The 22,687-nt window shown below is 73.4% G+C and carries 36 protein-coding genes, 1 tRNA gene and 1 pseudogene; 7 read left to right on the top strand and 31 right to left on the bottom strand.

Annotated elements, in window-relative coordinates:
- Window positions 1-123: 123 nt before the first annotated feature.
- Window positions 124-1,329, top strand: coding sequence for a helix-turn-helix domain-containing protein (locus tag HCN56_RS01375; protein ID WP_167967557.1), 1,206 nt, complete (start codon window positions 124-126; stop codon window positions 1,327-1,329).
- Between the two features lie 54 nt (window positions 1,330-1,383).
- On the opposite strand, the gene HCN56_RS01370 is transcribed toward HCN56_RS01375, so the two are convergent.
- The 13 genes and pseudogenes from HCN56_RS01370 to HCN56_RS01325 all read right to left on the bottom strand — a co-directional run bounded on the left by HCN56_RS01370 (window position 1,384) and on the right by HCN56_RS01325 (window position 8,301).
- A complete protein-coding gene (locus tag HCN56_RS01370; RefSeq protein ID WP_167967556.1) occupies window positions 1,384-2,022 on the bottom strand; it encodes a hypothetical protein in 639 nt (212 codons plus the stop codon).
- A gap of 75 nt (window positions 2,023-2,097) precedes the next feature.
- Complete coding sequence (locus HCN56_RS01365) at window positions 2,098-2,484, bottom strand: hypothetical protein (RefSeq protein WP_167967555.1); 387 nt, start codon at window positions 2,482-2,484, stop codon at window positions 2,098-2,100.
- Window positions 2,481-2,711, bottom strand: coding sequence for a helix-turn-helix domain-containing protein (locus tag HCN56_RS01360; RefSeq protein ID WP_167967554.1), 231 nt, complete (start codon window positions 2,709-2,711; stop codon window positions 2,481-2,483). The genes HCN56_RS01365 and HCN56_RS01360 overlap by 4 nt, the downstream gene beginning before the upstream one ends.
- Before the next feature lie 165 nt (window positions 2,712-2,876).
- Entirely contained in the window at window positions 2,877-3,239 is a 363-nt protein-coding gene (locus HCN56_RS01355) for a hypothetical protein (protein ID WP_167967553.1), read from the bottom strand.
- A gap of 53 nt (window positions 3,240-3,292) precedes the next feature.
- Window positions 3,293-3,526 (bottom strand): DUF6011 domain-containing protein, encoded by a 234-nt coding sequence (locus tag HCN56_RS26030; RefSeq protein WP_312870990.1) that lies wholly within the window; start codon window positions 3,524-3,526, stop codon window positions 3,293-3,295.
- On the bottom strand, window positions 3,523-3,696 hold the full coding sequence (locus HCN56_RS26025) for a hypothetical protein (protein ID WP_245245809.1): 174 nt from the start codon (window positions 3,694-3,696) through the stop codon (window positions 3,523-3,525). Before HCN56_RS26025 ends, HCN56_RS26030 begins: the two co-directional genes overlap by 4 nt.
- A gap of 23 nt (window positions 3,697-3,719) precedes the next feature.
- Window positions 3,720-4,208, bottom strand: coding sequence for a hypothetical protein (locus HCN56_RS26020; RefSeq protein WP_312870996.1), 489 nt, complete (start codon window positions 4,206-4,208; stop codon window positions 3,720-3,722).
- A 91-nt stretch (window positions 4,209-4,299) separates the two neighbouring features.
- Window positions 4,300-4,905 (bottom strand): annotated as a pseudogene (locus HCN56_RS26015) (DNA cytosine methyltransferase); the annotation flags it as partial.
- Window positions 4,902-5,717, bottom strand: coding sequence for an adenine nucleotide alpha hydrolase family protein (locus HCN56_RS01345; RefSeq protein ID WP_167967551.1), 816 nt, complete (start codon window positions 5,715-5,717; stop codon window positions 4,902-4,904). The pseudogene HCN56_RS26015 and the gene HCN56_RS01345, both read right to left, overlap by 4 nt.
- A 37-nt stretch (window positions 5,718-5,754) precedes the next feature.
- Window positions 5,755-6,519, bottom strand: coding sequence for a DNA-methyltransferase (locus HCN56_RS01340; protein WP_167967550.1), 765 nt, complete (start codon window positions 6,517-6,519; stop codon window positions 5,755-5,757).
- Complete coding sequence (locus HCN56_RS01335) at window positions 6,516-6,707, bottom strand: hypothetical protein (protein WP_167967549.1); 192 nt, start codon at window positions 6,705-6,707, stop codon at window positions 6,516-6,518. Before HCN56_RS01335 ends, HCN56_RS01340 begins: the two co-directional genes overlap by 4 nt.
- Window positions 6,704-8,029 carry a DnaB-like helicase N-terminal domain-containing protein gene (locus tag HCN56_RS01330; RefSeq protein WP_167967548.1) on the bottom strand — a complete coding sequence of 442 codons (1,326 nt, stop codon included), beginning with the start codon at window positions 8,027-8,029 and terminating at the stop codon, window positions 6,704-6,706. The genes HCN56_RS01335 and HCN56_RS01330 overlap by 4 nt, the downstream gene beginning before the upstream one ends.
- Window positions 8,029-8,301, bottom strand: coding sequence for a hypothetical protein (locus tag HCN56_RS01325; RefSeq protein WP_167967547.1), 273 nt, complete (start codon window positions 8,299-8,301; stop codon window positions 8,029-8,031). Before HCN56_RS01325 ends, HCN56_RS01330 begins: the two co-directional genes overlap by 1 nt.
- A 3-nt stretch (window positions 8,302-8,304) precedes the next feature.
- Here HCN56_RS01325 and HCN56_RS01320 point away from each other — a divergent pair, with 3 nt between their 5' ends.
- On the top strand, window positions 8,305-8,745 hold the full coding sequence (locus tag HCN56_RS01320; protein WP_167967546.1) for a hypothetical protein: 441 nt from the start codon (window positions 8,305-8,307) through the stop codon (window positions 8,743-8,745).
- A gap of 298 nt (window positions 8,746-9,043) precedes the next feature.
- Window positions 9,044-9,292, top strand: coding sequence for a hypothetical protein (locus tag HCN56_RS01315; protein WP_167967545.1), 249 nt, complete (start codon window positions 9,044-9,046; stop codon window positions 9,290-9,292).
- 49 nt (window positions 9,293-9,341) lie between these two features.
- Here the strand turns inward: HCN56_RS01315 and HCN56_RS26875 are convergent, their stop codons facing one another.
- The 14 genes from HCN56_RS26875 to HCN56_RS01245 all read right to left on the bottom strand — a co-directional run bounded on the left by HCN56_RS26875 (window position 9,342) and on the right by HCN56_RS01245 (window position 15,739).
- Window positions 9,342-9,590 carry a WhiB family transcriptional regulator gene (locus HCN56_RS26875; protein WP_209312220.1) on the bottom strand — a complete coding sequence of 83 codons (249 nt, stop codon included), beginning with the start codon at window positions 9,588-9,590 and terminating at the stop codon, window positions 9,342-9,344.
- The gene (locus HCN56_RS01305) at window positions 9,587-10,423 is read right to left on the bottom strand and encodes a hypothetical protein (RefSeq protein WP_167967544.1); all 837 of its coding nucleotides are present in this window, start codon (window positions 10,421-10,423) and stop codon (window positions 9,587-9,589) included. Before HCN56_RS01305 ends, HCN56_RS26875 begins: the two co-directional genes overlap by 4 nt.
- Window positions 10,420-10,773 carry a hypothetical protein gene (locus tag HCN56_RS01300; RefSeq protein WP_167967543.1) on the bottom strand — a complete coding sequence of 118 codons (354 nt, stop codon included), beginning with the start codon at window positions 10,771-10,773 and terminating at the stop codon, window positions 10,420-10,422. Before HCN56_RS01300 ends, HCN56_RS01305 begins: the two co-directional genes overlap by 4 nt.
- 48 nt (window positions 10,774-10,821) lie before the next feature.
- Window positions 10,822-10,992 (bottom strand): hypothetical protein, encoded by a 171-nt coding sequence (locus HCN56_RS01295; RefSeq protein ID WP_167967542.1) that lies wholly within the window; start codon window positions 10,990-10,992, stop codon window positions 10,822-10,824.
- A gap of 179 nt (window positions 10,993-11,171) precedes the next feature.
- Window positions 11,172-11,501, bottom strand: a complete 330-nt coding sequence (locus HCN56_RS01290) for a hypothetical protein (protein WP_167967541.1) — start codon at window positions 11,499-11,501, stop codon at window positions 11,172-11,174.
- Window positions 11,502-11,533: 32 nt separating this feature from the next.
- The gene (locus HCN56_RS01285) at window positions 11,534-11,869 is read right to left on the bottom strand and encodes a hypothetical protein (RefSeq protein WP_167967540.1); all 336 of its coding nucleotides are present in this window, start codon (window positions 11,867-11,869) and stop codon (window positions 11,534-11,536) included.
- A gap of 104 nt (window positions 11,870-11,973) precedes the next feature.
- Window positions 11,974-12,426 carry a hypothetical protein gene (locus HCN56_RS01280; protein WP_167967539.1) on the bottom strand — a complete coding sequence of 151 codons (453 nt, stop codon included), beginning with the start codon at window positions 12,424-12,426 and terminating at the stop codon, window positions 11,974-11,976.
- Window positions 12,423-13,226, bottom strand: coding sequence for a recombinase RecT (locus tag HCN56_RS01275; RefSeq protein WP_167967538.1), 804 nt, complete (start codon window positions 13,224-13,226; stop codon window positions 12,423-12,425). The genes HCN56_RS01280 and HCN56_RS01275 overlap by 4 nt, the downstream gene beginning before the upstream one ends.
- A complete protein-coding gene (locus HCN56_RS01270; RefSeq protein WP_167967537.1) occupies window positions 13,223-14,119 on the bottom strand; it encodes a lambda-exonuclease family protein in 897 nt (298 codons plus the stop codon). The genes HCN56_RS01275 and HCN56_RS01270 overlap by 4 nt, the downstream gene beginning before the upstream one ends.
- Complete coding sequence (locus tag HCN56_RS01265) at window positions 14,116-14,403, bottom strand: hypothetical protein (protein ID WP_167967536.1); 288 nt, start codon at window positions 14,401-14,403, stop codon at window positions 14,116-14,118. The genes HCN56_RS01270 and HCN56_RS01265 overlap by 4 nt, the downstream gene beginning before the upstream one ends.
- Window positions 14,400-14,567, bottom strand: a complete 168-nt coding sequence (locus tag HCN56_RS01260; RefSeq protein ID WP_167967535.1) for a hypothetical protein — start codon at window positions 14,565-14,567, stop codon at window positions 14,400-14,402. The genes HCN56_RS01265 and HCN56_RS01260 overlap by 4 nt, the downstream gene beginning before the upstream one ends.
- Window positions 14,564-15,196: a hypothetical protein gene (locus tag HCN56_RS01255; RefSeq protein WP_167967534.1), complete on the bottom strand. Its 633-nt coding sequence runs from the start codon at window positions 15,194-15,196 to the stop codon at window positions 14,564-14,566. Before HCN56_RS01255 ends, HCN56_RS01260 begins: the two co-directional genes overlap by 4 nt.
- Before the next feature lie 113 nt (window positions 15,197-15,309).
- Window positions 15,310-15,537: a helix-turn-helix domain-containing protein gene (locus HCN56_RS01250; protein WP_167967533.1), complete on the bottom strand. Its 228-nt coding sequence runs from the start codon at window positions 15,535-15,537 to the stop codon at window positions 15,310-15,312.
- Window positions 15,530-15,739, bottom strand: coding sequence for a helix-turn-helix domain-containing protein (locus HCN56_RS01245; protein ID WP_167967532.1), 210 nt, complete (start codon window positions 15,737-15,739; stop codon window positions 15,530-15,532). Before HCN56_RS01245 ends, HCN56_RS01250 begins: the two co-directional genes overlap by 8 nt.
- Window positions 15,740-15,961: 222 nt before the next feature.
- Between HCN56_RS01245 and HCN56_RS01240 the strand changes: the two genes are divergently transcribed.
- The 3 genes from HCN56_RS01240 to HCN56_RS27145 all read left to right on the top strand — a co-directional run bounded on the left by HCN56_RS01240 (window position 15,962) and on the right by HCN56_RS27145 (window position 18,363).
- Window positions 15,962-16,432: a helix-turn-helix domain-containing protein gene (locus HCN56_RS01240; protein WP_167967531.1), complete on the top strand. Its 471-nt coding sequence runs from the start codon at window positions 15,962-15,964 to the stop codon at window positions 16,430-16,432.
- A gap of 135 nt (window positions 16,433-16,567) precedes the next feature.
- Window positions 16,568-16,756 carry a hypothetical protein gene (locus HCN56_RS26010; RefSeq protein ID WP_245245799.1) on the top strand — a complete coding sequence of 63 codons (189 nt, stop codon included), beginning with the start codon at window positions 16,568-16,570 and terminating at the stop codon, window positions 16,754-16,756.
- A 68-nt stretch (window positions 16,757-16,824) separates the two neighbouring features.
- Window positions 16,825-18,363 (top strand): LacI family DNA-binding transcriptional regulator, encoded by a 1,539-nt coding sequence (locus tag HCN56_RS27145; protein ID WP_245245798.1) that lies wholly within the window; start codon window positions 16,825-16,827, stop codon window positions 18,361-18,363.
- Window positions 18,364-18,472: 109 nt separating this feature from the next.
- On the opposite strand, the gene HCN56_RS01230 is transcribed toward HCN56_RS27145, so the two are convergent.
- The 3 genes from HCN56_RS01230 to HCN56_RS01220 form a co-directional block, all read right to left on the bottom strand.
- Window positions 18,473-18,546: transfer RNA gene (locus tag HCN56_RS01230), tRNA-Pro, on the bottom strand.
- A 143-nt stretch (window positions 18,547-18,689) separates the two neighbouring features.
- A complete protein-coding gene (locus HCN56_RS01225) occupies window positions 18,690-19,094 on the bottom strand; it encodes a PPOX class F420-dependent oxidoreductase (RefSeq protein ID WP_167967529.1) in 405 nt (134 codons plus the stop codon).
- 103 nt (window positions 19,095-19,197) lie between these two features.
- A complete protein-coding gene (locus HCN56_RS01220) occupies window positions 19,198-20,259 on the bottom strand; it encodes an ATP-dependent DNA ligase (RefSeq protein ID WP_167967528.1) in 1,062 nt (353 codons plus the stop codon).
- Between the two features lie 181 nt (window positions 20,260-20,440).
- On the opposite strand from HCN56_RS01220, the gene ligD reads away from it, so the two are divergent.
- A complete protein-coding gene (gene ligD, locus HCN56_RS01215) occupies window positions 20,441-21,457 on the top strand; it encodes a non-homologous end-joining DNA ligase (protein ID WP_167967527.1) in 1,017 nt (338 codons plus the stop codon).
- 89 nt (window positions 21,458-21,546) lie between these two features.
- Here ligD and HCN56_RS01210 read toward each other — a convergent pair whose 3' ends face one another.
- Complete coding sequence (locus tag HCN56_RS01210) at window positions 21,547-22,668, bottom strand: FAD-dependent oxidoreductase (protein WP_167967526.1); 1,122 nt, start codon at window positions 22,666-22,668, stop codon at window positions 21,547-21,549.
- Window positions 22,669-22,687: the final 19 nt, after the last annotated feature.

Here is a 22,687-nt window from a genome sequence, read left to right as displayed (position 1 = left end):
TGACCCCACCGTCGGCGCCCCGCGCCGCGGGGCCAATGGGGTGCGTGTTGTCACCCCGCTCCGGCCGGATCTGACAACACCCGGCCCCCTCCAACCGGCCCCGAGCGGGAGCAGGATGACGACATGACGGCCTTCTCCGATCTCCTCCGCCACCACCGCCGGACCGCCGGCTACTCCTACGGCCAGCTCGCGGACCTCACCCACTGGGACCGGTCCCACATCGCGCACCTGGAGGCCGGCCGCCGGGCTCCCAGCCCGGAGTTCGCAGCCGTGGCGGACGCCGCACTCGGGGCCGGCGGCTCTCTCGTCGCCGCGCAGGAGCGGGAGGATGCCGTGCGGCAGGCCGACGCCCGGACCCGCCGCACCCTCGCCGCGTCCCTCGCGGCGTCCCGGGACCTCGCGGCACTCGCCGAGCTGGAGCTGGACGACCTCGCCTCCGGCGCCGCGGAAACCGCCGTCGACTACCTGTCATCGCCGCCCGCGCCGATGCTGCAGCGCGCCCACGCACTGCGGGACGTCGGGCTGGAGCGGCTGCGGGATCACCGGCACGGGCCGGGCGAGCGCGGCGACCTGCTGGTGACCGTCGGCCGCCTGTCCGGCGTACTGGCCTACGCCGCGCTGGACCTCGGAGACGCGGACGCCGCGCACGAGCACGCCTACGCGGCAGGCCGGTGCGCGCAGCTCGCCGGGGACCTGGAGCTGCTGCTGTGGGTCCGCGGCACCCAGTCGCTCATCAGCCGGTTCGCCGGGGACTACGAGGCGGCGCTGGACTTCGTGGAGGACGGCATCGGGCGGGGCGGCCCGGGCGTCCCGGGGACGGGCATGGCGCGGCTGCTGTCGGGTCGGGCGCAGTGCCTCGCGAACCTGGGCGACTCGCCGGGAACGCACGCGACGCTGGACCTGGCGGAGCGCGCGCACGACGCGGCGGTGGTCCCGGATTCGGTGGCCGGGCTCTTCGCCTTCAGCCCGACGAAGCGCGCCTACTACGCCGGGTCCAGTCTCATCTGGCCGGGCGGACAGGGTGACGCCGCGCGGGCTGAGCGGGAGGCCGGCGCAGCGATCACCCAGTGGCAGGCCATGCCCGCCGGGGAGCGATCGCTCGACGACGAGCGGCTCGCCCACGTGTACGTGGCGACCGCCCGGGTCCAGCAGGGCGACGTCGAAGGGGCCACCGCGGCGATGGCGCCGATCCTCACCCTGCCGGAGGACGCGCAGATCTCCTGGATCGGGAAGCGCGCCGCCCGCGTCGGGGCACTTCTCGCCGCGCCGCGATTCCGCGGGGGGACGGCCGCCGACGACCTCCGCGAGGCGATCCGGGCCATCGGCTGACCGGCACGACGAAGGCGCCCCACCCATCCCGGGCGGGGCGCCTTCGTGTCCGTCCTACGCCGCGACACCCCCGGACCGGGGCGCCCGCTGCAGCCCACCGAGCGCGGCCCGCCCGTGCTCCTTCCCGCAGCCCCGGCAGAGCACCCCGCGCGTCGTGGCGTCCGCCGTCAGGACTCCGCCGCAGGGGCACAGCAGTCGCACGACCCGGGGCCCGGGCTCACCGGCGGCGGCGGCGACCTCGCGGTAGGCGTCGCGGATCTCGGCCAGCGCCTCGTCGATCGCGGCGTGCGAACGGCAGGCGGCGTCCAGATGCCAGCGCAGCCACCGGCAGGCGGTGACGACCTGGCCGGCGTGCCCCTCGGGCCACTCGGGCTCGGCGATCTCCCGAGTTTCGGTGCTCAGGGTCTCTGCCCAGTCGCGGACCCAGCCGGTGAGCGCCTGCAGCGCGAGGCTGCCCCGCGCGGTGGCGTCCAGGGCCGCGAGCGAGATCGGCGGGCGCGAACCGAACGCCGCGCCCCGGGACGCTTCCACGTCGCCTCGGCGTGCGGGCCACGACAGGGACAGGTACAGGGCGGGCAGGTCCGCCAGCATCCGGGCGGCGGCGGCCTGGCACACCGAGCACGCGTACCGCGGCAGGTCCGTACCGGGCAGCGGGCGGCGGCAGGTCACGCAGGTGGGGTGGACGGTCTCCACGGGGTCCTCCAGTGCTGTGCTGTGCAGGCGGGGGCGCCGGGCTGGGCGACGCCCCCGAAGGGTGAGGCGTGGGGGTCAGGCGGACGGCTCGTCGAGGGCGGCACGAAGGCGCGCCGCCAGTTCGTCGGCGGTCTCGCTCTCGGGGCGGTTGTCGAGCACGGCGTAGGCGCGGGCAGCCATCCCAGCGAGCAGTTCGGCGTGGTGGCGGTTCCCGCGAGCGACCTTCTCCAGCGCCTCGACGCGGTCGCGTAGCTCGCCTTCGCTCATGGCGGGGACCCCCAGGCAGACCAGGTCAACGACCTCCAGGAAGTGCGGAGCGTGGCCACGGATGCTGCCTCGGCTTTGCTCGAACACAGCCAGCAGGCACGCCCGCTCGCCGTGCATCCGCGCAGCGCACGGCCAGCAGCCGTTCTTGTCGACGTTGCTGCTGCCGCACTTGACGCAGGCGGTCAGGTAACTCACGCGTCCTCCAGGTTGATGAGCCCTCGGGTGATGCCGAGGGCGACGGCGTGGGCCCGGGTGCGGGCTCCGAGGCGGGTGCAGGCGTGGCGGATCGCGTCGTCGACGGTGTCCCGCGCGCGGTAGGTGCGGGCGGCGATCTCCGGGCTCGTCTCGCCCCGTGCGACACCGGTCAGGCACTCCAGCTGGGTGGGCGTCAGCGGCTGCCCCAGCGCGGACGGCGTGCTCACCGCGGGGCCTCGGGGGCCGGGTGGCCGCCGCCGGGCAGGGCGTCGCTGGCGCACGGGTCGGGGCAGCCGATCCGTGCGCAGGTGACGAGCTTCCCGGCGGCAAGGAACAGGGCCTCGGCTCCGCAGGAGGGACACGCTCCCTCGACGCGCTCGCCCTTGCGGCCCTCAGGCGGGCGCTGAGGGCCCGTCACGCCCCCGGATCGCCGAGCCCCCCGGGACGGCCCCGGGGCCGCCAGAGGGCCGCTCAGGCCCCGCGGCGGGGGCGAGGATCGCGCGGGCCATGTCCAGTGCCCGGCCGTCCAGGCTCCTTGTGACGAACCCACCGGCGGCCACGGCGTCGCCGGGCCAGTAGCCGGCGGCCACCCGGCACAGCACGTCCACGTGGTCGGCGGCGCCCTCCAGCCACGCGGCGAGCGGCTCCAGCAGCGCCGGCGCCACCAGGGCGGGCGCGTCCGGCGACACCGGCTGGCGCAGACGGTCGACGGCCAGCCGCAGGAGCGCAGCCTCCGCCGGGGTCAGATCGGTCATCGGGTCCTCCTCAGTGGGGGCCGCCGGTGGGCGGCCCCCGTGGTAGTGGTCGGTCAGGCGGGGGTGCAGGTATCGGGCGTCGGCAGTGGCTCCTGGCCGTCCACCGGCCCCACCGGCGGCGGCATGTGGCCGCCGTGGGACGGGCGGGGCGCCAGGCGGGCCGCGCACACCGGCCCCAGGCCCGCCGCCCGAGACCCAGCCGCACGCAGCGGACGGGCGCAGGCGGCGCACCGCGGGGCCGGCAGCGAGACAGCAGGCGGGGCGGGGAACAGCGGCAGGAGGATCACGAGGCCACCTCCAGCGCCCGCGCCGGGGCGAGGTCCAGCCCCGCCCTGTCCAGCAGCAGCCCGAGCGCCGCCGCCCCCTGCTGCGGGACGACCCCGTTGCCGAGGGCGTGGAGCCGCTGCGTCCGCGACAGGCCGGGGACGTCCGTCACCCAGCCCGCCGGCAGGCCCATCAGCCACTCGACGAACGCCGGGCTCAGGCGGGGCTGTCCGGTGCGTCCGGGCTCAGTGGGAGCGGGAGCTGGCCGGCCGGTGACTCGCTCCCACCGGTGGACGGCGGGGGCGTAAGCGCCCCAGCGGTCGGCCAGAACGCGTCCAGCAAGGTCGACCCGGTGGTGCTCGTGGTCGGCTTCGGTGCTCGCCGTCCCGCCGTCCGGCACCGTGCGGACGGCTCGGTCGTCGGCGTCGGAAGCAGCATCGGCGCCAGCGAGTCGAGCGACGGCCGCCCGGCCGCCCCCGGGCTGGCCGACTGGTTGTTGCCGTAGGGCGTCGCGGTCGGCGTCGGCAGCAGGCGCGGTTCCTGCACCGCCCCGGCGAGCGTCGGATTCCCCCTGGAGTAGGTCGCGGACGCCCGGTCCCCGTCGGCCGCCATCGGCGTCGGCAGCAGGTGCTCCACCTCGTCCGCGAGCGTCGGGCCGTGGCCCCCAGCCCGCCGCTTGTCCGGGTGCTGGCTGCCGCCGTTCACCGCAAGCTGAGCCGTCGGCGTCTTCAGCAGCAGGCCATGCGAGGAGGAAGACCCGCTCCCTGCGGTGCGGGGCGCCGACATCGGACGCACGGACGCTGACCCACTCCGCATCGAGCCCGAGGCTGGCCAGGTCTCCGAGTACGGCTCCGACTGCCCGAAGAGGTCCGGGGATGGACGTCGCCAGAGGCGTGCCGTCGGGTCCCACACCGCGATCGGCTGAGGCTGAGAGGAGGCCGCGGACATTCTCGATCACCACGATCTGGGGTCGGAGGGAGTGGATGGCGTGAGCGAAGGTGGCCCACAGGCCGGAGCGGGTGCCGGGGGCGATCCCGGCTCGGGCGCCAGCGGCTGACACGTCCTGGCAGGGAAAGCCACCGGCGAGGACGTCGACCGGCGGAACGTCGGCCCAGTCCACCGCCGTGATGTCCCCGAGGTTCGGGACGCCGGGCATGCGGTGGGCGAGGATCGCGGACGCCCCGGGGTCGGGGTCGGCCACCCACTCGGTGACGGTCGGGATGCCGCGCTGGGCGAGCGCGGCGGTGACGGCCTCGTCAAGGCCGGCATAGCCGGTGCACAGGCTGCCGAGGCGCAGCGGCGGTGGTGCGGTCACGATCCCCTCCAGGGGTACGGTGTGGTGGGCCCCGGCCCCGGCGGGTCCAGCGCCGGGGACGGGGTTCGTGCGTGGGGCGCTGGTCATGTCATGCAGTAGCCGGAGTCGCAGCCGGCGTCCTCCTCCGCCAGCGGCAGCAGGTCCACCCCGTCAGGGATCGCCTGCGCAAGAGGCCTGCCGAGGCCGGTCAGGTACGCGGGGTCCCGCCCGAGTCGCTCCCGCCGCTCGACGAGCGTCGCCTCCAGCTCGCACGCCAGCCCGAACAGCCGCGGGTGCTCGCGCCGCAGCTCGTGCCACTCCGTGGGCCGCTTCATCGGGCAGAACCAGCACGCCGACTTGGGCGGGACGGGGAGCCCGGCCTTGCGGATGATGCGCTGGCAGTCGGTGCGGCGCAGGCCCAGGTCCAGCAGCGGGTAGGTCGCGACCTCGTGCGGGTTGCGGCGGCGGCTGCTCGCCCGGTGGATCTCGTCCAGGCTGATGCCGATCCCGACGGTCGCCGGATTGTCCTCGGTCGCTCCGCGGCGCGCTGTCTCCGCGGCGATGAGGGCGATCTTGTAGCGGTCGGTGCACTGCCGTGTGCCGGGTCCGCCGCCGGCCATGTGGACCGGGATGGGGATGCTGCGGGACTCAGGCCGCAGCAGGTCGGCCAGCAGGGTGCGGGCTTCCCCTCGGCGGGGTCCGGCCTGGCCGACGCGTTGCAGCTCCACCAGCTCCAGCCCGTGCCGCTCCGCATAGGGGCGGGCGTTCTCGGCGATGTACTGCAGCGTGTCGGGGTGCTCGCTGTCGTCGCCGACATTGGCGAAGACGAAGGTGCGGAAGTCGATCTCGCCCTGTGCGGCGAGGACGAGGAGCGCAGTCGACTGCTGACCGCCTCCGAAGCTGATCACTCTGACGGACATCAAGACCTCCTGAAGGGGGCGGGGTTCGTGCGTGGGGTCACGCCGCGTCCAGCGGCAGGGGCGCGGCGGACAGTCGGCGGGCAGCGGCCTCCGCGTACCGCTCGTCCGCCTCGATACCGATGGCGCGGCGCCCGGACTGCCGGGCCGCGTCGAGCGTGGAACCGGAGCCGGCGAAGACGTCCAGCACGGTCCCGCCCACCGGGCAGCCGTAGGCGATCAGGTGCTCCAGCAGGCCGGTGACGGGCTTCTCGGTGGGGTGGATCGCCGCGCGGTGCATGGACCTCGCGGGGAGCACCGATCGGGCGAGGCGGAGGCCGTCGTCGATGTAGGTGGCGGCGCCGATCTCGCCGGCGTGCGGAGTCCGGGACTGCCGCTGGCTGACGGTCCGGCCCTTGGCGCTGTACTGGGCGGGCAGGCGCGGCACCTCGCGGTGCACCTCCCGCCACGGCCCGCGGTACCAGTGCAGGGCGTGCTCATGGACCCGGCGGAAGCGGTCGGCGGCGAAGCCGCTGCCGTTGTGCTTCTCCCAGACGACGTCGTGGCTCATCTGCCAGCCGGCCGCCTCCAGCTCGCCGGCGCGGGTGAGCCACATCCGCATGCTGCCGAAGCACCACATCGACCTCGCCAGCGGCGTTACCGCGGCGACCCAGCCCACTGGCCACCGGTCCCACGCCAGCGCCGTGTCCCCGTAGGGCGGGTCGGTCAGCACGAGGTCTGCGGTGAGGCCCAGGGCGGGCAGGACCTCCCGGCAGTCGCCCAGGTACAGGGCCACCTGATCGTCGGCGTAGTACGGGGCGGTCATCGGTTCTCCTTCGGGGTGTTCGCGGACAGGCGGCGCTCGCACGCCCGGCAGGTGACGGCGGTGGCGAGCGGCAGGCGGTGGTCGCCGGGCCCGACGTAGTGGGCCTTGCAGGCGATCTCCTCGGCGGCGGTGGCGGCGTGCACCAGCCGGCCGCCGTACAGGCGGATGCGGCGCGGGAAGTCGGTCACCAGATGGCTCCTGTCTCGGAGTGGCCGCTGAACGGGTCAGCGTCGATGGGCTTGTACGGAACCCAGGGCCAGTCGTCGCCGGCCCGGATGAACGGAGGCCAGTCGCGCTCGTCGCGCATCCCGCGCCACGGCAGGACCCGCCGCCCTCGGGCGCCCGGCGCGTTGGCGGCGGACTTCTCGTCCTCCACTGGCCGGAGTCCGAATCCGAACTCGGGCCAGCGCATCCACAGGGAGCTGCCGAGGGGGCGCAGCGAGCGGGGGCCCATCGGTCCGCCGTGCGGCGAGTGGGCTTCCATCAGCACGGCGCAGTTGGCGGTCGCCCGGGCCTCGTCGATGACCGCGCTGACCTTGCGCGCCAACTCCTCGTCGTTGGGGTTGCCGGCGTGCAGCCGGTACACCGGGCCGATGATCAGCACGTCCGGCTTGATGCGCTCCACCCGCCGCATCACCCACGCCCGGTCGGCAGGCCGGGTCAGGTCGACGCCCTCGGGCCGGCAGCGGATGTCGAACTGCCCGCGGCGCATGCCGCGCTTCGCGCGCTCAGCGGAGTTGAGCAGCGGGCGGTACTTCCGACGGCTGGCGGGCTCGCCGTTCTCGCAGTCGAGGACGAGGACTCGCTTCGGCTCGGTGTGCTTGCCGGGGTCCAGGGGGTGCAGCCCGGCGGCGAGGCAGACGGCCATCTGCCGCAGCAGAGTTGACTTGCCGCCGCCTTCGGACGCGGTGAGGATCAGCCGGTCGCCGTGCTCCAGGAGCCCGGGGACGATCCAGTCGTAGGTGTCCTCGTGCTGGATGAAGTCGAGGATGTCCTCGGTCGGGGAGTCCTCGGTCGCGACGCCGCGGTCGCGGATCTCACGGGCGGAGGCGACGGCCCACTCGACGAGGTCGGTGGACTCGCGGTCCTGCTTGAAGCCTGCCTCGACACAGCGGGTGCCGTGCTCGATGATCGAGCGCCGCAGGTACCGGTCCTCGATGATCTCCGCGTAGTACTCGGCGTTCCCCGCGGTCGGGACCGCGTTGGCGAGGCCCTGAATGTAGCCGGCGCCGCCGACTGCCTGGAGCCGGCCGAGGTCGGCGAGGTGCTTGGCGACGGTGATGGGGTCGATCGGCTGCCGGAGGGCGTGCATTCGGCAGATCGCGTAGAAGATCTCGGAGTGCCGGGGGGCGTAGAACGACCGGGGGTCGAGGAAGTCGACGACCTCTCGTGCGGCGCGAGGGGAGATCAAGCAGGCCCCGAGCGTGGCCATCTCGGCTGCCTCGTCGTGGGGCTGGACGCGAGCGATGGCCCCTACGGGGTCCTCGGTCCACGGTGGTGCCTCGGTCATCAGAAGATTCCTCGCTCTTCGGGGCTGATGTAGTGCTGGCCACCCACGGCGCGAAGCCGTGGCCTGTGGTCAGGCGTGCCCTCGGGGGGCTTCGGGGGAAGTTCGGTCCAGCCCGCGACGAAGTAGCGGGCCGAGAAGACCGCGGTGCGAGCGCTCGCGCGGACCGCGTAGCTGACCATCGCGTCGATGCCGACCGTCTCGATGAGGGTGATGACGGGGGCCCAGGCGTCGCCCTTGAAGGGCCAGCTGACGTCGACTCCGCTGGCGCTCATTGCGTGCATCAGCGGGCGGACGGCCTCGGGGTAGCGACCAAGGCTCTCGGGCGGACCGTCCTGCTGGCTAGCTTGCTTAAGCAAGCTAGGTGTCCCGGAATCCGGGACACTGAGAACCGGTTCAGTGTCAGCAGAACCGGGACACTGAGGGGGTTCAGTGTCCGCATTCTCGGGACACTGAGGCTCTCGGTCAGTGTCCCGGAAACCGGGACACTGAGGATTCTCAGTGTCCCGGTTCTGCTGACACTGAGGGCAGGTCAGTGTCCCGGAATCCGGGACACTGAGGAGGGCCCCTTCCGGCGCCAGGCGAGGGATCTTGTACTTCGCCGCGGCGTTCTTCTGGCCCGCAAGAGTGCGCTCCAGGGCCCCCTTGTCGAGAAGCTGCTTGATAACGGCGTAGAGCTGGGAGCGGCTGACCTTGGCGCGCCGCAGGATCTCGGGTGACTCGACGCTGCCCCAGGTGGTGCGCGTCTTCTCGTCGGCGTCCAGCCCGAGCACCGCCAGGAGGAGCTTCTCCCGGTGAGTGAGGGTGGCCGGCGCGTAGTCCAGCACCTCGATGTACAGGCGAGTCCCCACGAGTTCTTCTTCCGGTCGGTCTGGGCAGGGCAGGGCTGGTCACGGCTCAAGGCCGTTGCCGGTCCCTTGCGGTCCTGAGATGAGAATAGCGTTCGCGGTCGCCGTTCGCGACCACTCTTCGCGAAGATGTGGCGCGACCGCCGTTAGCCGTGGCACTATGTGACGCATGGATGACCTGGACGAGCGGATCGAGGCTGCGGCGCAGAAGCGGACCAGCGCTGAGCTGGAGTTCCAATCGGCGGATCGCGAGCTGCGAGAGTTGCTGGTCGCCGGCCGGGCGGCGGGCCTGGGCCCCTCGCACATGGCCAAGCTGACCGGCTTCACCCGCGAGTGGGTCGCGAAGATCGCGCCCGATCCGAAGCAGGCTGCCCGCCAGGCCGCGCTGAAGCGCCGCGTCACCGGCTCGGGTTCCTGACACCTCCCCCTCCTTCCTGGCCCCGCCCGATGGGCGGGGCCGTTGTGCGTCAGGCCGCGGTGGCCGTGGCGGCGGCGCGGCGTCGGGCCCCGGGGAGGAGGCCGGCGCGGACGCCCTGGATGTAGGCGGGCACGCGGCCGGCCTCGTCGCGGGCGGTCTCCTCGGCGCACTCCGCGAGCACGGGGCAGGTGCGGCAGATCGCCGCGGCCCGGTAGTAGTCCGTCTCCGAGAACCACATCTCGGGGTCCGACTGCGCGCAGAGCGCGGCGGTCTGCCAGGGGCCGTCGGCGGCGGTCACGCGGCCTCCTTGTACTGCTGCTGGCGCTGCTGCTCTCGCCAGCCAGGGCCGCGGCGATCGGTGAGGATCTCCCGGACGTAGCTGACGGATCGACCGACCCGGGCGGCGATCTCGTGGGCGGGGACGCCGGCTTCACCTAGGTGCCGGATCTCCTCGGCGCGAAGGGCGGCGACCTCGTGCGTGTTGAGCGGCGTGGCCTCGTCGACCTCGGGCTCGGCGGCGGGGTCGTCGATGTCGTCGCCCCAGGCCAGCGGGCCGTGCCAGCCGCGGTTCTGTGCGATGACGCGGGCTCGCCGCGACGGTCCGGGGCGGAGGGCGAGCTGCCGGTAGAGGGCGGCCGTCGCATCCGCGGTCGGCCGCAGGACGGCGGGCCGACGCTCGTTCAGGATGTTGCTGAGGGCCCCGATCGAGATGCCGAGGTCGGCAGCCAGCTGCTGCGCGGGGTACCCGATGGCCATGAGGGCGCGGACGCGGCGGCAAGTCCCGGCCGCCGACACGTACTTCCCGGCGGCCGGCGGAGTGCCGATCGGAACGGACAAGATGCGGTCGGCCAGCGCCCGGGCGATCGTCGGGTTCCGCCGCACGGCCGTCTCGTAGACGGACTTCGGGGCGACGCCGGACGCCCTGGAGATCGACGCCTGACACCAGCCGGCGGCGAGGAGGGCGGCGACGTGGTCCTGGGCGGGCCCAGCGGGGACCCGGCGGGGAGTGCCGCGCTCGACGTCGAGGCGCCATCGGGACATCCAGCGGTAGTGGCCCTGGGAGCAGGGCTGGCAGCGGCAGCCGCGGAGGTACCGGGCGCGCTCGCCGTGCGGCGGGAGGGGCCGGGTCATGCCGCCACCCCCGCCCCGACCCACTGGCGGCAGGCGCTGCCGCGGGTGGTGGCGCGGCGGCTGGGTGCGTAGCCGGCGGGGAGGATGACCCCGGCGCGGGCGGCGGCACGGAGCTGGGCGCCCCACTGGTGGTGATCGGCCGGTTCGTCGACGAGCTGCTGCTCGACGAGGTCGGCGGCCTGGAACGGGCGGCCCGTCGCGGCGAGGGTGGCTATGGCCTGCTGGCAGCGGGTGGCCCAGTCATCGGGGGTGGCGTCGGCGACGTTGTCGAGCGCGGCGTCGCGGGCGGCCCGTGCGGCGGCGAGGTCGACCGTGCCGTCGGGGGCGTGGATCGGGAGGTGCATCTGCATGGCGGTCTCCTGTCGGGGCCGCCCCTGGGTGGGGCGGCCCGGTCGGGGTCAGGCGGTCGGGGCGGGGTACAGCGGGCCGGGGCAGGGGCAGACGGCGCACGGGCCGCTGTCCCGGTGGAGGCCGAAGTCGTGGCCGCAGCCGGTGCGCTCGCACGCGGGCGGGTCTTCGATCGGGTAGCGGCGCTGGTTGGCGGCGACGATCTTGGGGTCGCGGATCACGGGCTTCTCCTGTCGGTGGGGTTCGGTACGGTGTGGGCACCGCCCCCGGCACTTCGTCTGCCGGGGGCGGCTGTGCTGTCAGCGCCCGTGGCGCCGTTGGCGGGTCTGCCAGCCGCTCCAGGCGGCGGCGGTGAGGATGCTGGCCGCGAGCCACACGGCGGCGGCGGTGAGGACGGCGGTCACGAGACCTTCCACGCGGCGTCGACCTCGGCTTGCCACCGCTTCGCCTGCTCGCAGATGGCCGACTGGTCGCACTCGGCAGCCGCCTTCTCGCAAGGCCCGCACGACTCCCAGCCGCCGACGAGGGCCAGGTGGTGGTTCTGCAGGTTGAGGTTCGCGCTGAGCGCGTCTCGGAGGGTCTGTGCGAGGCGCTTCACCTTCGCGATGTCGGTCATCTGCTCGATCATGTGGACGGCAAGGCCCGGGACCTTGACGCGCTCCTCCATGGAGAGCTGGCTGTCGTCGGTGATGGCGGCGATGGTCTGGTCGGTGGTCATGTCGGTGGTCATGTCCCCTCCTGGGGTGGTTGCTGAGTGGGTGGTCATCGGGTGGCGGCGACGAAGATCGCGTTGACCTCGAGCGCCTGCTGCTCCTCAGCGGCGTTCCAGCCCTCGATGCACAGGAAGCTGACGGGCAGTTCGACGCCGACCTCGTGCCAGGGCTGCTCGGCGGGCTGCCAGCGGTAGAGGCGGCGGGTCTGCCCGCAGTGGCCGCACTTTCCGTCGTGGGCCGTGCCGTGGATGAGCGCGAGCTTCTGCTGCTGCAGCTCCTCTTCGCGGTCGGCGTGGGTCAGGTTGCAGTGGATGCAGGGGCTGGGGCGGAAGAGGGAGTACGGCTGGAGGACGGAGAAGCTGTGCTTGCAGAGCGAGATGGTCATGTCCCCTCCTGGGGGTAGCTGGTTGGGTGCCGCCCCGCCCGTGTGGTGGGCGGGGCGGCGTTCCGGCGGCCGGGGTGCGGTCGCCCGGCGGCCGGAGGCTGGGGTCAGGCGGAGTTGCGGAGCGCGCTGTCGGTGACGGCGCGGACCTGCGCCTCGTACACCTCGCGCGGCGTGGGGAGTTCTTCGGCGGCGCGCATGGCCTCGGCGAAGCGCGCCGCGTTGTCGGCGACCTCGTCGACCGTCACGCCGGGCGTCCGCCTCGGCAGCGCCCCCTGCTCGGGGCCGCGTTCCTGCAGCGTCGTCACCGTCGCGCGGCACTCCTGGTACCGCGCGCCGGCGGCGGCGATGTCCGGGTGGTCCAGCTCAACCGCGGCGTCGTAGCGGGCCTGGAGGGCGGCCAGCTGGCGCTCCAGGTCGACGGCCCGCTCGGATGCCTGCTGGTGCTGGTGGCGGGAGATCCGCAGCGACTCCGTCAGCTCGTCGACCCGCTCCTGCGCCAGCCGGCGGGCGGTCTCCAGGCCGGCGACCTGCTGCTCCAGCTCCCGGCGGCGGGTCACCGGTCCGCTCCGTCCGGGACGATCTCGCCCTCGATGACCTCGCCCGTGTCCTCGTCGACCGGGGGCAGCGGGTCGGCCTCGTCCAGCACCCCGACGGGCACGGAGGCGCCCGGCTCAGCCCGCTCGATCGTCACCGAGTACTTCTCAGCCGAGGTGGGCACCCACTTCCCGAGGCGCCGCGCCGCGGTCTTCAGCCACATCGCTTCCTCGTTGGTGTTCCACGGGCTGTAGGGGCTGCGGACCCCGTCCGACTTGGCCTTGGCGGCGGCGATGTGCTGGCGGTTCAGGACGACAACCTTGCTGGTCGCGCCTCCCTGCATCACGGCGTAGGCGTAGACGCCGACCAGGTCGCCGCGGTCACCGAACCAGTCGGCAGTGTGCTCCGGGCGCTCCATAGCGCCGGGCCGCCAGACGAAGTGATCGGCAGCGCGGACCACTTCGACGACCACCGACTGCGCGGCGCCGGCGTTGTAGATCATCTCGACGATGCCCTGGTAGCCGACGATGCCCTGGACCTCAGGGACGCCCTTCCGCTTGCGGGGGACGAGGTAGAACTGCTCGCTGCCGGGCTCCAGCCCGAGGCGGGCGGCGGTCATGAGGGCCGACATCAGGGTGGCCGGGCTGGCGGTGGCGGCCTCCGCGAGGTCCTTGTCGCGGCGGAGGGCTCCGATGGCGACGCGGACGAAGACGTCGGGCCGCACGTGCTGCGGCATGACCTGTGCGAGGTCGCCCTTGTACTGCTGGACCATGGCGCTGGGTCCGCTGTCCCGCTTGGCGACGGCGGTGCTGATCTGGCTCACGTGGTGCTCGCCTTCTGCTTGCAGGGCTGGAGTGCGTTCTTGGTGGTGCGCTGCGCGATACGGCGGCCGGCGACGGTGGCCCACCGGCCTTCGCCGATGGCGTCCATGACCTCGGCGGACGCCTGCTGCCGGGCGGCATCGGCCTTGCGCTTCGCGGCGCCGGCGGCCTCGTACCGGTCGGCGAGGGCGGCGGGGATCTCCACTTCGACGTCGTCGCGGCTCTCGTGCTGGGCGCGGACGGTGTCGTAGGTGGAGTCGGAGTCGTCGATCGGGGGCCGCTCCCCGGCCTCCACCGTGTCGAGGAAGGCTCGGGCTTCGCGACGGAGGTACTGCGCGTCGTCCGCGTCGTACTCGATGACGAACTCGCGGTAGTCGTGGCCGCCGACGAGGAGCGCGAGGTGGCATACCTGGAGCCCGAGGGTGTCGAGCTGCCACTGGATCTGGCACTGGTAGTAGATGGGGATGCCGTCGGCCCAGGCGTCCCCGGTCGGGCTGGTCTTGACCTCCAGAAGGGCAGTGGGCGGGACCGGGAGGAGGGTGTCGGGCCAGTCGACCGGCTCCTCGTAGACGAGCCGGTCGGGGGTAGCCCGCTGCCAGTCCCGCTCGGAGTGCTGCCACGTCCCGGCCGTCTCCAGCCAGCGGTCCGGAGCCCCTTCCTGCCACTTGGTGGCGACGGCCGACTCCAAGCGGTTGCCCCACTCCATCTGCGGCGACGGCTCGAACGGGGCGGTGGGGAGGCCGGCCTTCTTGTGCCACAGGGTGAACCTGCTCTGCCAGGGGGAGAGGCCGACGACGGCGGCGATCTCCGTGGCGGTGATGCACAGGCCGGACCGGGCCGCCTCCCACTCCGGGGTGCCGGGCACCGGGAACCCGAGGTGGATCGCCGTCGTCACGCCGCACCGCCAGGGGTGCGGGTCCGTCGGCGGCAAATGCGGTCGACCTCGTAGAACGTGACGATCCCGCGTCCGTCGGCGTATGCAATGCTTCGGCCGTCCCGGTCCCAGAGTCGAGCCGCTGCCGCGGTGACTCCTCCCAGCCAGTCGCTGGGGTCGGCCAGGCAGAGGCACGTGCGCAGCTCCTCCGCACCCTGTGCGCACCGCCACATCGGCGGCAGGACGTTGTGCAGCACCCAGTCGCCGTCGGCGAGCGACATCGGCGAGTCAGCGACGGCACTCATCGGGCACCGCCCGTCGGGATCGCCTCGGCCAGCTGCCGCGCCTGGTCGGCGAGCGCTTCCGCGGCGGCGGTGTCACCGGCGTCCGCGGCGGCGGCCGCGCGGAAGAAGAGCTCGCTGATCTCAGCGTGGCGCCGGGCGAGGTCGGCGCGGGTCGGGGCGCTCATCGGGCACCGCCCTCGGGGCCGTCGACGACGTCGAGCAGCATCTTGGTCGCCGCGAGCATGCGGCCCAGGCGCACCGGGAAGTCGCCCTGCTCCGCGTCGGTCTCGGCCCAGGTGGTCCGGGCGAAGGCGACGGTCTCAGCGTCCCGCTCGGACAGCTCGATGCGGCTACGGCGGGCGCGGGGCGGCCGGGCCTCCAGCTCCGCGACGCCCTCGGTGGCGGCGTCCAGCTCGGCGTCGGTCATGAGGCCGTGCGGCAAGTGACCGACGCGAAGGACATCGCGGACGTCTTCGGCGGCCCGCTGGTACGTCCAGGCCCGGGCCCGTCGCCCCGCGGCTACCGGCGACCAGTCGTCGCCGGTGGACCCGAGAGTGGCACTGGCCATCTCATCCCAGCGGCGAGTCAGCTCGGTGAGGGTCGCGACACGTTCCCGGAGCTGCTGCACCTCGACGATCAGTCCCGCAATGCGGAGCTCCCGCTGGCCTGCGAGTACGAGCTGGAGCGCGGCTGCCTCCTCAGCGGCGATCTCGCACGTGCCGTCGTGCACGCCGGCCGGGTCGATCAGCCCGCACCCGGGGCAGTCATTGACTGCGGGGGTGGGCTCGGTGGTCTGTTCGGTAGGCTCGGTCATCGGCCTGCCTCTCTTCCTGTGTGGTGAAGGTGGGTCCGGGGTCGCCGTCGGCGGCCCCTCTGGCCCTGCGGCGGTGTGTGAGAGCCCGCTGCGGGGCCGATCTGCGTCGGGGGTCAGGCGGCGGCGGGGAGGACCGGCTCGCGCTGGGCGCGGAGGACATCGCGGATGTCGGCGCCGCTGAACTGCACGCTGTTGCGACTGCCGCGGCTGTGGACGATCTCCCGGCGGTACGCCTTCTCCTTCAGCGTCCGGGCGGTCCAGGGCAGCCACTTCGCGGCCTGCGCGGGGGTGTAGAGGTGCAGCTCTCCCTCCGGGGCGAAGGGGCTCGGCAGGTCATTCACAGGGGTCTCCTCGAGTGATGTCGGCTGGCGGCACGGCCAGCACCGTTGCGATGCAGCGGAGGGTGTCCGGCTTGGCGCCGGCCTCGTTCCGCTCCAGGCGTGAGAGGTAGCCGCGGTCGTAGCCGGTGGATTCGGCGAGCTGACGGAGGCTGATCTCGCGCATGAGACGTATGGCCCGGATGGCTGTGCCGTTCGGTTTCACGCCTATGACGCTACACACAAGACGCTACGTGACGCAACCGTTTGGGCTACGCCAACGCTACGTAAAGGCTACGCATCAAGATGCGGCCCGAGATCCAGGCAACCTGCTGTCACAGGTCAGACACCGTGCGCCCCGCTGTGCAACCCCAGCGCACCTCACGTGCAGGACAGGTCCCATTTCTGAACTGGTGGGGTTGCATCGCGTTGCGGCATAGTGAGCCCCATGGACACTGAATGGGCGCGCCTAGGCGACCTACTCCGTAGCGCGCGCAAGGCGCAGGGCCTCAGCCAGCCGGCCGTCGCGGAGCGGCTCGGGCTATCCGGGCGCGCGCAGGTGGCGCGGATCGACCGCGGCGACATCAAGGTCGTCTCCGACACCCTGCGGGCCTACGCCCAGCTCGTCGGCTGGACCTCGGGGTCGGTGGAGGCGGTGCTTCGAGGCGGCGAGCCGACGCTGGCCGACGAGAGGAAGGCGCCCTCCGTGGATGTCGGCGACTTGTCCCTCCGGGTCATCGAGGCGCTACGCGAGGGCCCTCTGGTGGACAGCCAGGTGGTCACCCTGCACACCCCCGGCGGTCGGCTGCGCGCCGCGATCGTGGTCCGGGGCGATGAGGACGCCTCGCCCGAGGAACTGCAGGCCGCCCTGGAGGAGTGGCGCGACCGAGAGCGGGCGCTACACGACGACCGAAGCTGACGCTCTGTCCGATCCGCCCGATACCCTGAGCCCAGTACGCACCCTTGTGCGAACTGTGTGCAGAACGCATGCGCCTGTGGTTGCATGTCTGGACCAGTCGAGGGGGCCACACTCATCTGGGCGAAGGGGGGACCCGTGTCCGTCACAAGGGTTCTGCTGGTGGAAGAGTTGCCGCGCGGAGTGCGGTACTGGCACGACCTGGACGAGGGTGTCGTGCGGGTGAGTGCGCAGTGCATCTCCCCCGGGCAGAGGGACATCATCGAGGCGGCGCTGCGGGCGCCGGGGGCGGATCTTGCGTCCGCCCTGGACCAGCTGCTCGCCTGAGCGAGCCCGATCAAGTCGCGCCACCTACTGGACCGGTAGGTGGCGCGACTCATGTGCGAGGAGGCCCCGTGGCCAGCGCGGAGAAGCGGACCGACCGGATCGGCCGTACCTACTACCGGGCCCGGTACATCCGGCCCGACGGCAAGAAGGCCACGGTGAAGGGCTCGGACGGGAAGGCGATTGAGTACCCGACCAAGCTCACCGCGAAGAAGGCCGCGCGAGCCGCACAGGACGCCGCCGACGCGGCAGCGAAGCGCGGCCGGTGGGTCGCCCCGGAAGAGGGGTTGGTGACCCTCTCTGAGTACCTGCACGGCCCGGCCGGAGAGGGTGGGTGGCTCTCCCGTCACGAGCTCGCCGCTTCGACCGAGCAGAACTACCGCAACCACCTCCGGCACGCCGAGCAGAGGTTCGGCGACACGGTGCTCGGCGACATCAGGCCCGAGCAGATCACTGCCTGGGAGAAGCAGAAGAAGAGCGCCGGCTCGCCGGTGTCCGCGGCAACGTATCGGCGGATGCTCCACCTCGTCCTGGAGGACGCGGTGGAGGACGGCATCCTCCAGTCGAACCCTGCGAAGCAGCGCCGGGGGCGGGGGAAGCGGGCTGGCCGCTCCTCCTCTCGCGGTCCGGAGAAGGCGGTCACCGACTCCCTCGGCATCCTGCTACTGGCCGAGCGAGCGGCTCTTCTCTCCGGCCGCGATGACGAGTTCACCGCGGTGATCCTCACCGGGTACACCGGCATGCGGTGGGGCGAGGTGGTTGGGCTGACCCCCAAGTACGCGCGAGCGGGCGAGGTCCGCGTGGAGCAGCAGCTGTACGAGCTGGAGGACGGGACCTGGGAGCAGTGCCCGCCGAAGGACGACTCCTACCGCACCCTCGACGCTCCGCCGTGGCTGACGCGGCTCCTCGCCGAGCAGGTGGCTCGGTCCAGGAGGCAGCCCTGCCAGTGCCACGGAGAGCGGTGGGTGTTCCGCGGCGGCGCGGGAGCCGGCTCCGGTGCCGGGCCGACGATGAAGGAGGTCGCCGCCGTGGCGGGCGTCTCGGTGCAGACCGTCTCGAACGCCCGGCGCCGGCCCGAGAAGGTCCGCGCCGAGACGCTCGCCCGAGTCGAGAAGGCCACGGCGGAGCTGGACGCTGCGGGGCGCGGCGCGGGTCCGGAGGGGTCGACGGACCACTGGCGCCGGTCCGGCTTCGCCACCTGGGTCTTCACCCCGGCGGCGACCGGCTGGTATCCGCCGAAGGCCCCGCAGCCGCGCCGGCCGGTGCCGGTGGACGCTCGGCTCTACCCCGGGCTGCCGGTGCACGGACGGGGAGCGGAGGGGCGCGCGACGGCGAGTTGGCTACCGGTGCAGGAGCGGCTGACCCGGCACGGCCTGCGACACGCGCACCGGACGCTGATGGAGCAGCTCGGGGTGCGGAAGGTGCTGGTCGATCAGCGGATGGGGCACGCCGACAGCTCGGTGTCGGCGCAGTATGCGCACGTCACCGATGACATGCGCGAGTTCCTGCTGAGGGTGCTCACGGAGCAGTGGGAGGAGTCCCTCGCCGCGCGGCGCGCGATGCATCCGCGGTCACCGGTGTCCACGCTGGATCGCCTGCTGGGTCAGTAGCGGGTCAGGCGGGAAGCTGTTGACCCAGGAGCTGACCCAGGAGCCGTGCCCGGGCACGAGAAAGGGCCCTCACCTTCCGGTGAGAGCCCTCCGACCTGCTACTACAGTGTCGGGACGACAGGATTTGAACCTGCGACCCCTTGACCCCCAGTCAAGTGCGCTACCAAGCTGCGCCACGTCCCGTGCTCGTCCCGCCGGTCCCCCGGCGCTCCGTGCACAAAGAACAATACCCCACTCCGGTGGTGGCCCGCGCACACCCCCGGGGTGGGTCGGCGGCTGGTGGACCGTGGTCCGGGGGCGCGTTCGGGGCGAGCCGTGAGGACTCGCTACTCGGCGACGGTGATGCGGATGCCCACCGTGCCGCGCACCCCGTGGCGGAGGCGGCTGCCGAGCAGGACGAGTGGGCCGGTGAGCCGGTAGCGGCGGGCGATCAGCCGCCGGTAGCGGCGGTTGCCCTCGTCGTCGAGGAGCTCGGCGTGACCGCGGACCTCCGGGCCCGTGGGGCGGCCGCGCACGTCGCAGGGGGCGAGCAGGACGTCGCCGCGGTTGCGGATGCGTTTGACCTTGCCGGAGCCGGCGTTGGTCCAGACACCGAGCGCGTCACCGTCGCGCACCTTCCAGACCGGGGTGGGGACGGTGCGTCCGTCCCGGCGGTAGGTGGTGACCAGCACGTACTTGCCGGCGTCGAGTCGTTCCAGTTCGCCGCTGTGTGAATCCGGGCCGTCGCTCATGCGGCAACCCTACGGCTCGGCGCACCTCCCCGGGAGGGCCGGCGGGACGGGCGGCCGGAGGTGGTCGGAGGAGCGGACGGCGCCGACCGTGTCCGGGGACGGTTCAGCGCAGCACGGTTCCGAGGTCGGGGCCGGTGGGACGGTCGAGCTGGGCGTAGGTGCAGCTCTGCGGGGTGCGGTCCTCCCGCCAGCGGCGGAACTGGGCGGTGTGTCGGAACCGGTCGCCCTGGAGGTGGTCGTAGGCCACCTCGCAGACACGGTCGGGGCGCAGCGGCAACCAGTCGGCGTCCTTCTGGCCGCTCCAGCGGTGGGGGGTGCCGGGCATGCGGTTCTCGGTGTGGGCGTCCGCGTTGCGCCAGTCGGCCCACGGGTGGCCGGCGGGGTCCTCGTCCATCAGCAGCGGCCGTAGTTCGTCCATGAGCTCCGCGCGGCGGCGCATGGGAAACGCTCCGCAGGCGCCGACCTGCTGGAGTCTGCCGCGGTCGTCGTACAGTCCGAGCAGCAGGGAGCCCACGACGGGGCCGCTCTTGTGCAGTCGGATGCCCGCCACGACACAGTCAGCGGTCCGTTCGTGCTTGATCTTGATCATGGTGCGCTCGCCCGGGCGGTAGGGGGCGTCGGGGCGTTTCGCGACGATCCCGTCGAGGCCGGCTCCCTCGAACTCGTCGAACCAGCGCGCCGCCAGCCGGTGGTCGTCGGTGGCGGGCGCGAGGTGCACGGGCGGCGACGCCTCGCCCAGCGCCTCGGCCAGCAGGGCGCGGCGCTCGCGGAAGGGCGCCCCGAGGAGGTCGCTGCGGTCGAGGGCGAGCAGGTCGAACGCCACATAGGCGGCGGGGATCTCCGCCGCCAGCCGCCGTACCCGGGAGTCGGCCGGGTGGATGCGCTCCTGGAGGGCGTCGAAGTCGAGGTGGCCGTCGCGGGCGACGACGATCTCGCCGTCCGTGACGCAGCGGCGCGGCAGGTTGTCGCGCAGGGCGGGGAGGAGTTCGGGGAAGTAGCGGGCGAGGGACTTGCCGGTGCGGCTGCCGATCTCGATCTCGTCGCCGTCGCGGAAGACGAGGGCCCGGTAGCCGTCCCATTTGGCCTCGTAGCTCAGCCCCGGGGGGATGCGGTCGGCTGCGCGGGCGAGCATCGGGAGGACGGGGGGCATCACCGGTAGGTCCATACCGGTTGATTGTGCGCGCGGGGCGGCTGCCCCGCGCGGCGAGGCGCGGTCGTGGGAGCGGGCCCCGCCGAGGGCGGCCTCCCGACACCCGCCTCCCGACACCCGCCGCCGGACATCCGCCCCCGAGGCTGCCCGACGTCGTCCGGAGGCGGCAGGCAGAGGGCGCGCTTACCGTGAGGCCATGGCGCGCTACGGAGATCCGCTGGAGCTGACCGTGGGGGACCGCACGGTGCGGGTGACCAGCCCGGAGAAGCCGTTCTTTCCCGCGCGCGGGTGGACCAAGCGGGACCTGGTGGAGTACTACCTGGCGGTCGGTGACGGCGTCGCGCGGGCGCTGCGGGGGCGTCCCACCACCCTGGAGCGCTTCCCCGACGGGGTGGACGGCGAGTCGTTCTACCAGAAGCGGGCGCCGCGCAACCTGCCCGACTGGATCCCCACCGGGCAGGTGACCTTCCCCAGCGGGCGCACGGCGCACGAGTTCTGCCCGGAGGACGCCGCGGCCGTGCTGTGGGCGGCGAACCTGGGGACGCTGACGTTCCACCCGTGGCCGGTGCGGCGGGAATCCCCCGACCGGCCGGACGAGATGCGGATCGACCTGGACCCGCAGCCCGGCACGGACTTCTCCGACGCCGCCCGGGTGGCGCCGGTGCTGCGGGAGGTGCTGGCGGACTTCGGGTTGACGGGGTGGCCGAAGACGTCCGGCGGGCGCGGGCTGCACGTCTTCGTGCCGATCGCCCCCGAGTGGTCGTTCGTGGAGGTGCGCCGGGCGGTGATCACGCTCGGCCGGGAGCTGGAGCGTCGTGAGCCGGACCGGGTGACGACGTCGTGGTGGAAGGAGGAACGCGGGGAGCGCATCTTCGTGGACTTCAACCAGACGGCGCGCGACCGGACGATGGCGGGGGCTTACTCGGTGCGGCCCCGTTCGCACGCACCGGTCTCGGCCCCGCTGCGGTGGGACGAGGTGCCGCGGGTCGCTCCGGGCGACTTCGACATCATGACGATGCGGGAGCGTTTCGCGTCGGTCGGGGACGTGCACGCGGGGATGGCGGAGGAGCCGGGCCGCTTGGAGCGGGTGCTGGAGCAGGCGGAGCGGGACGCCCGGGACCGCGGGCTCGGGGATCTGCCCTACCCGCCGGACCACCCGAAGATGCCGGGCGAGCCGAAGCGGGTCCAGCCCAGCCGGGCGCGGGACGCCTGACCCGCGCGACTGCCGTCGCGCGAGCGGGTCCCGGTTCGGACGGTGCGCGGTGGAGTCACACTCCGGTTCCGCGCGGCTCCGGGCCGGGGTCAGGCGGCGACCGGTTGGGCCCTGGCGTCGGCGTCGCGGGCCGGTCGCACGCCGTAGAGCAGCGCGTCTATCTCCCGCGCGGCGGCGCGCCCCGCGCGGTTGGCGCCGATGGTGGAGGCGGACGGTCCGTACCCGACGAGGTGCACGCGGGGGTCACGGACGGCGCGGGTGCCGTCCATGCTGATGCCGCCGCCCGGCTCGCGGAGGCGGAGCGGGGCGAGATGGCGTACGGCGGGGCGGAACCCGGTCGCCCAGAGCAGCACGTCCGCGGTCACGGTGCTGCCGTCCGCCCAGGCCACGCCGTCGGGGGTGATCTCGTCGAACATCGGGAACCGGTCCAGCGTGCCGTCCTGCCGGCCGCGGCGCACGGCCTCGTTCATCGGCAGGCCGGTCACGGAGACCACGCTGCGGGGCGGCAGCCCTGCCCGGACGCGGCGGTCGACGAGGGCGACCGCGCGACGCCCCTCCTCCGGATCGAACTCCGTGCTGCGGAACACCGGCGGTCGGCGGGTCACCCAGGTGGTGGAACGGGCGAGAGGCGCGATCTCCAGCAGGTGCTGGACCGCGGAGGTGCCGCCGCCGACCACGACGACGCGGGCGTCGCGCATCTCCTGCGGCCCCCGGTAGTCGGCGGTGTGCAGGTGCCGACCGCGGAAGCGATCGTGGCCGGGTACGTTCGGCCGGAACGGGCTCTCCCAGGTCCCGGTGGCGTTGACGAGGGCACGGGTGCGCCAGACCCCGTGGTCGGTCTCGACCAGCAGACGGCCCGCGCCGTCGTCCCGTACCCGGCGCACGCGAACCGGTCGCCGGACCCGCAGGCCGTAGTGGTCCTCGTAGTCGGCGAAGTACTCGCCGAGGACGGCCGACGACGGCCGGTCGGGGTCGGCGCCGGTCAGTTCCATGCCGGGGAGGGCGTGGATGCCGTGGACCTGTCCGAAGGTGAGCGTGGGCCAGCGGTGCTGCCAGGCACCGCCCGGCGCCGGGGAGCCGTCCAGCACGACGAGCTCGGTGCCGGGGGCGAGTCCGCGTCGGGCGAGGTGGTGGGCGGTGGACAGCCCCGCCTGCCCGGCACCGATCACCACGACCTCGCTGTCGACGACGTTCGCTGTGTCGGTGTCCATGTCCCGCCAACACCCGCGA

Source organism: Streptomyces lonarensis (assembly GCF_012033735.1).
GTDB lineage: Bacteria > Actinomycetota > Actinomycetes > Streptomycetales > Streptomycetaceae > Streptomyces > Streptomyces lonarensis.
Note: the sequence above shows the minus strand (reverse complement) of the source record. Positions and strands in the feature narration are given on the sequence as shown.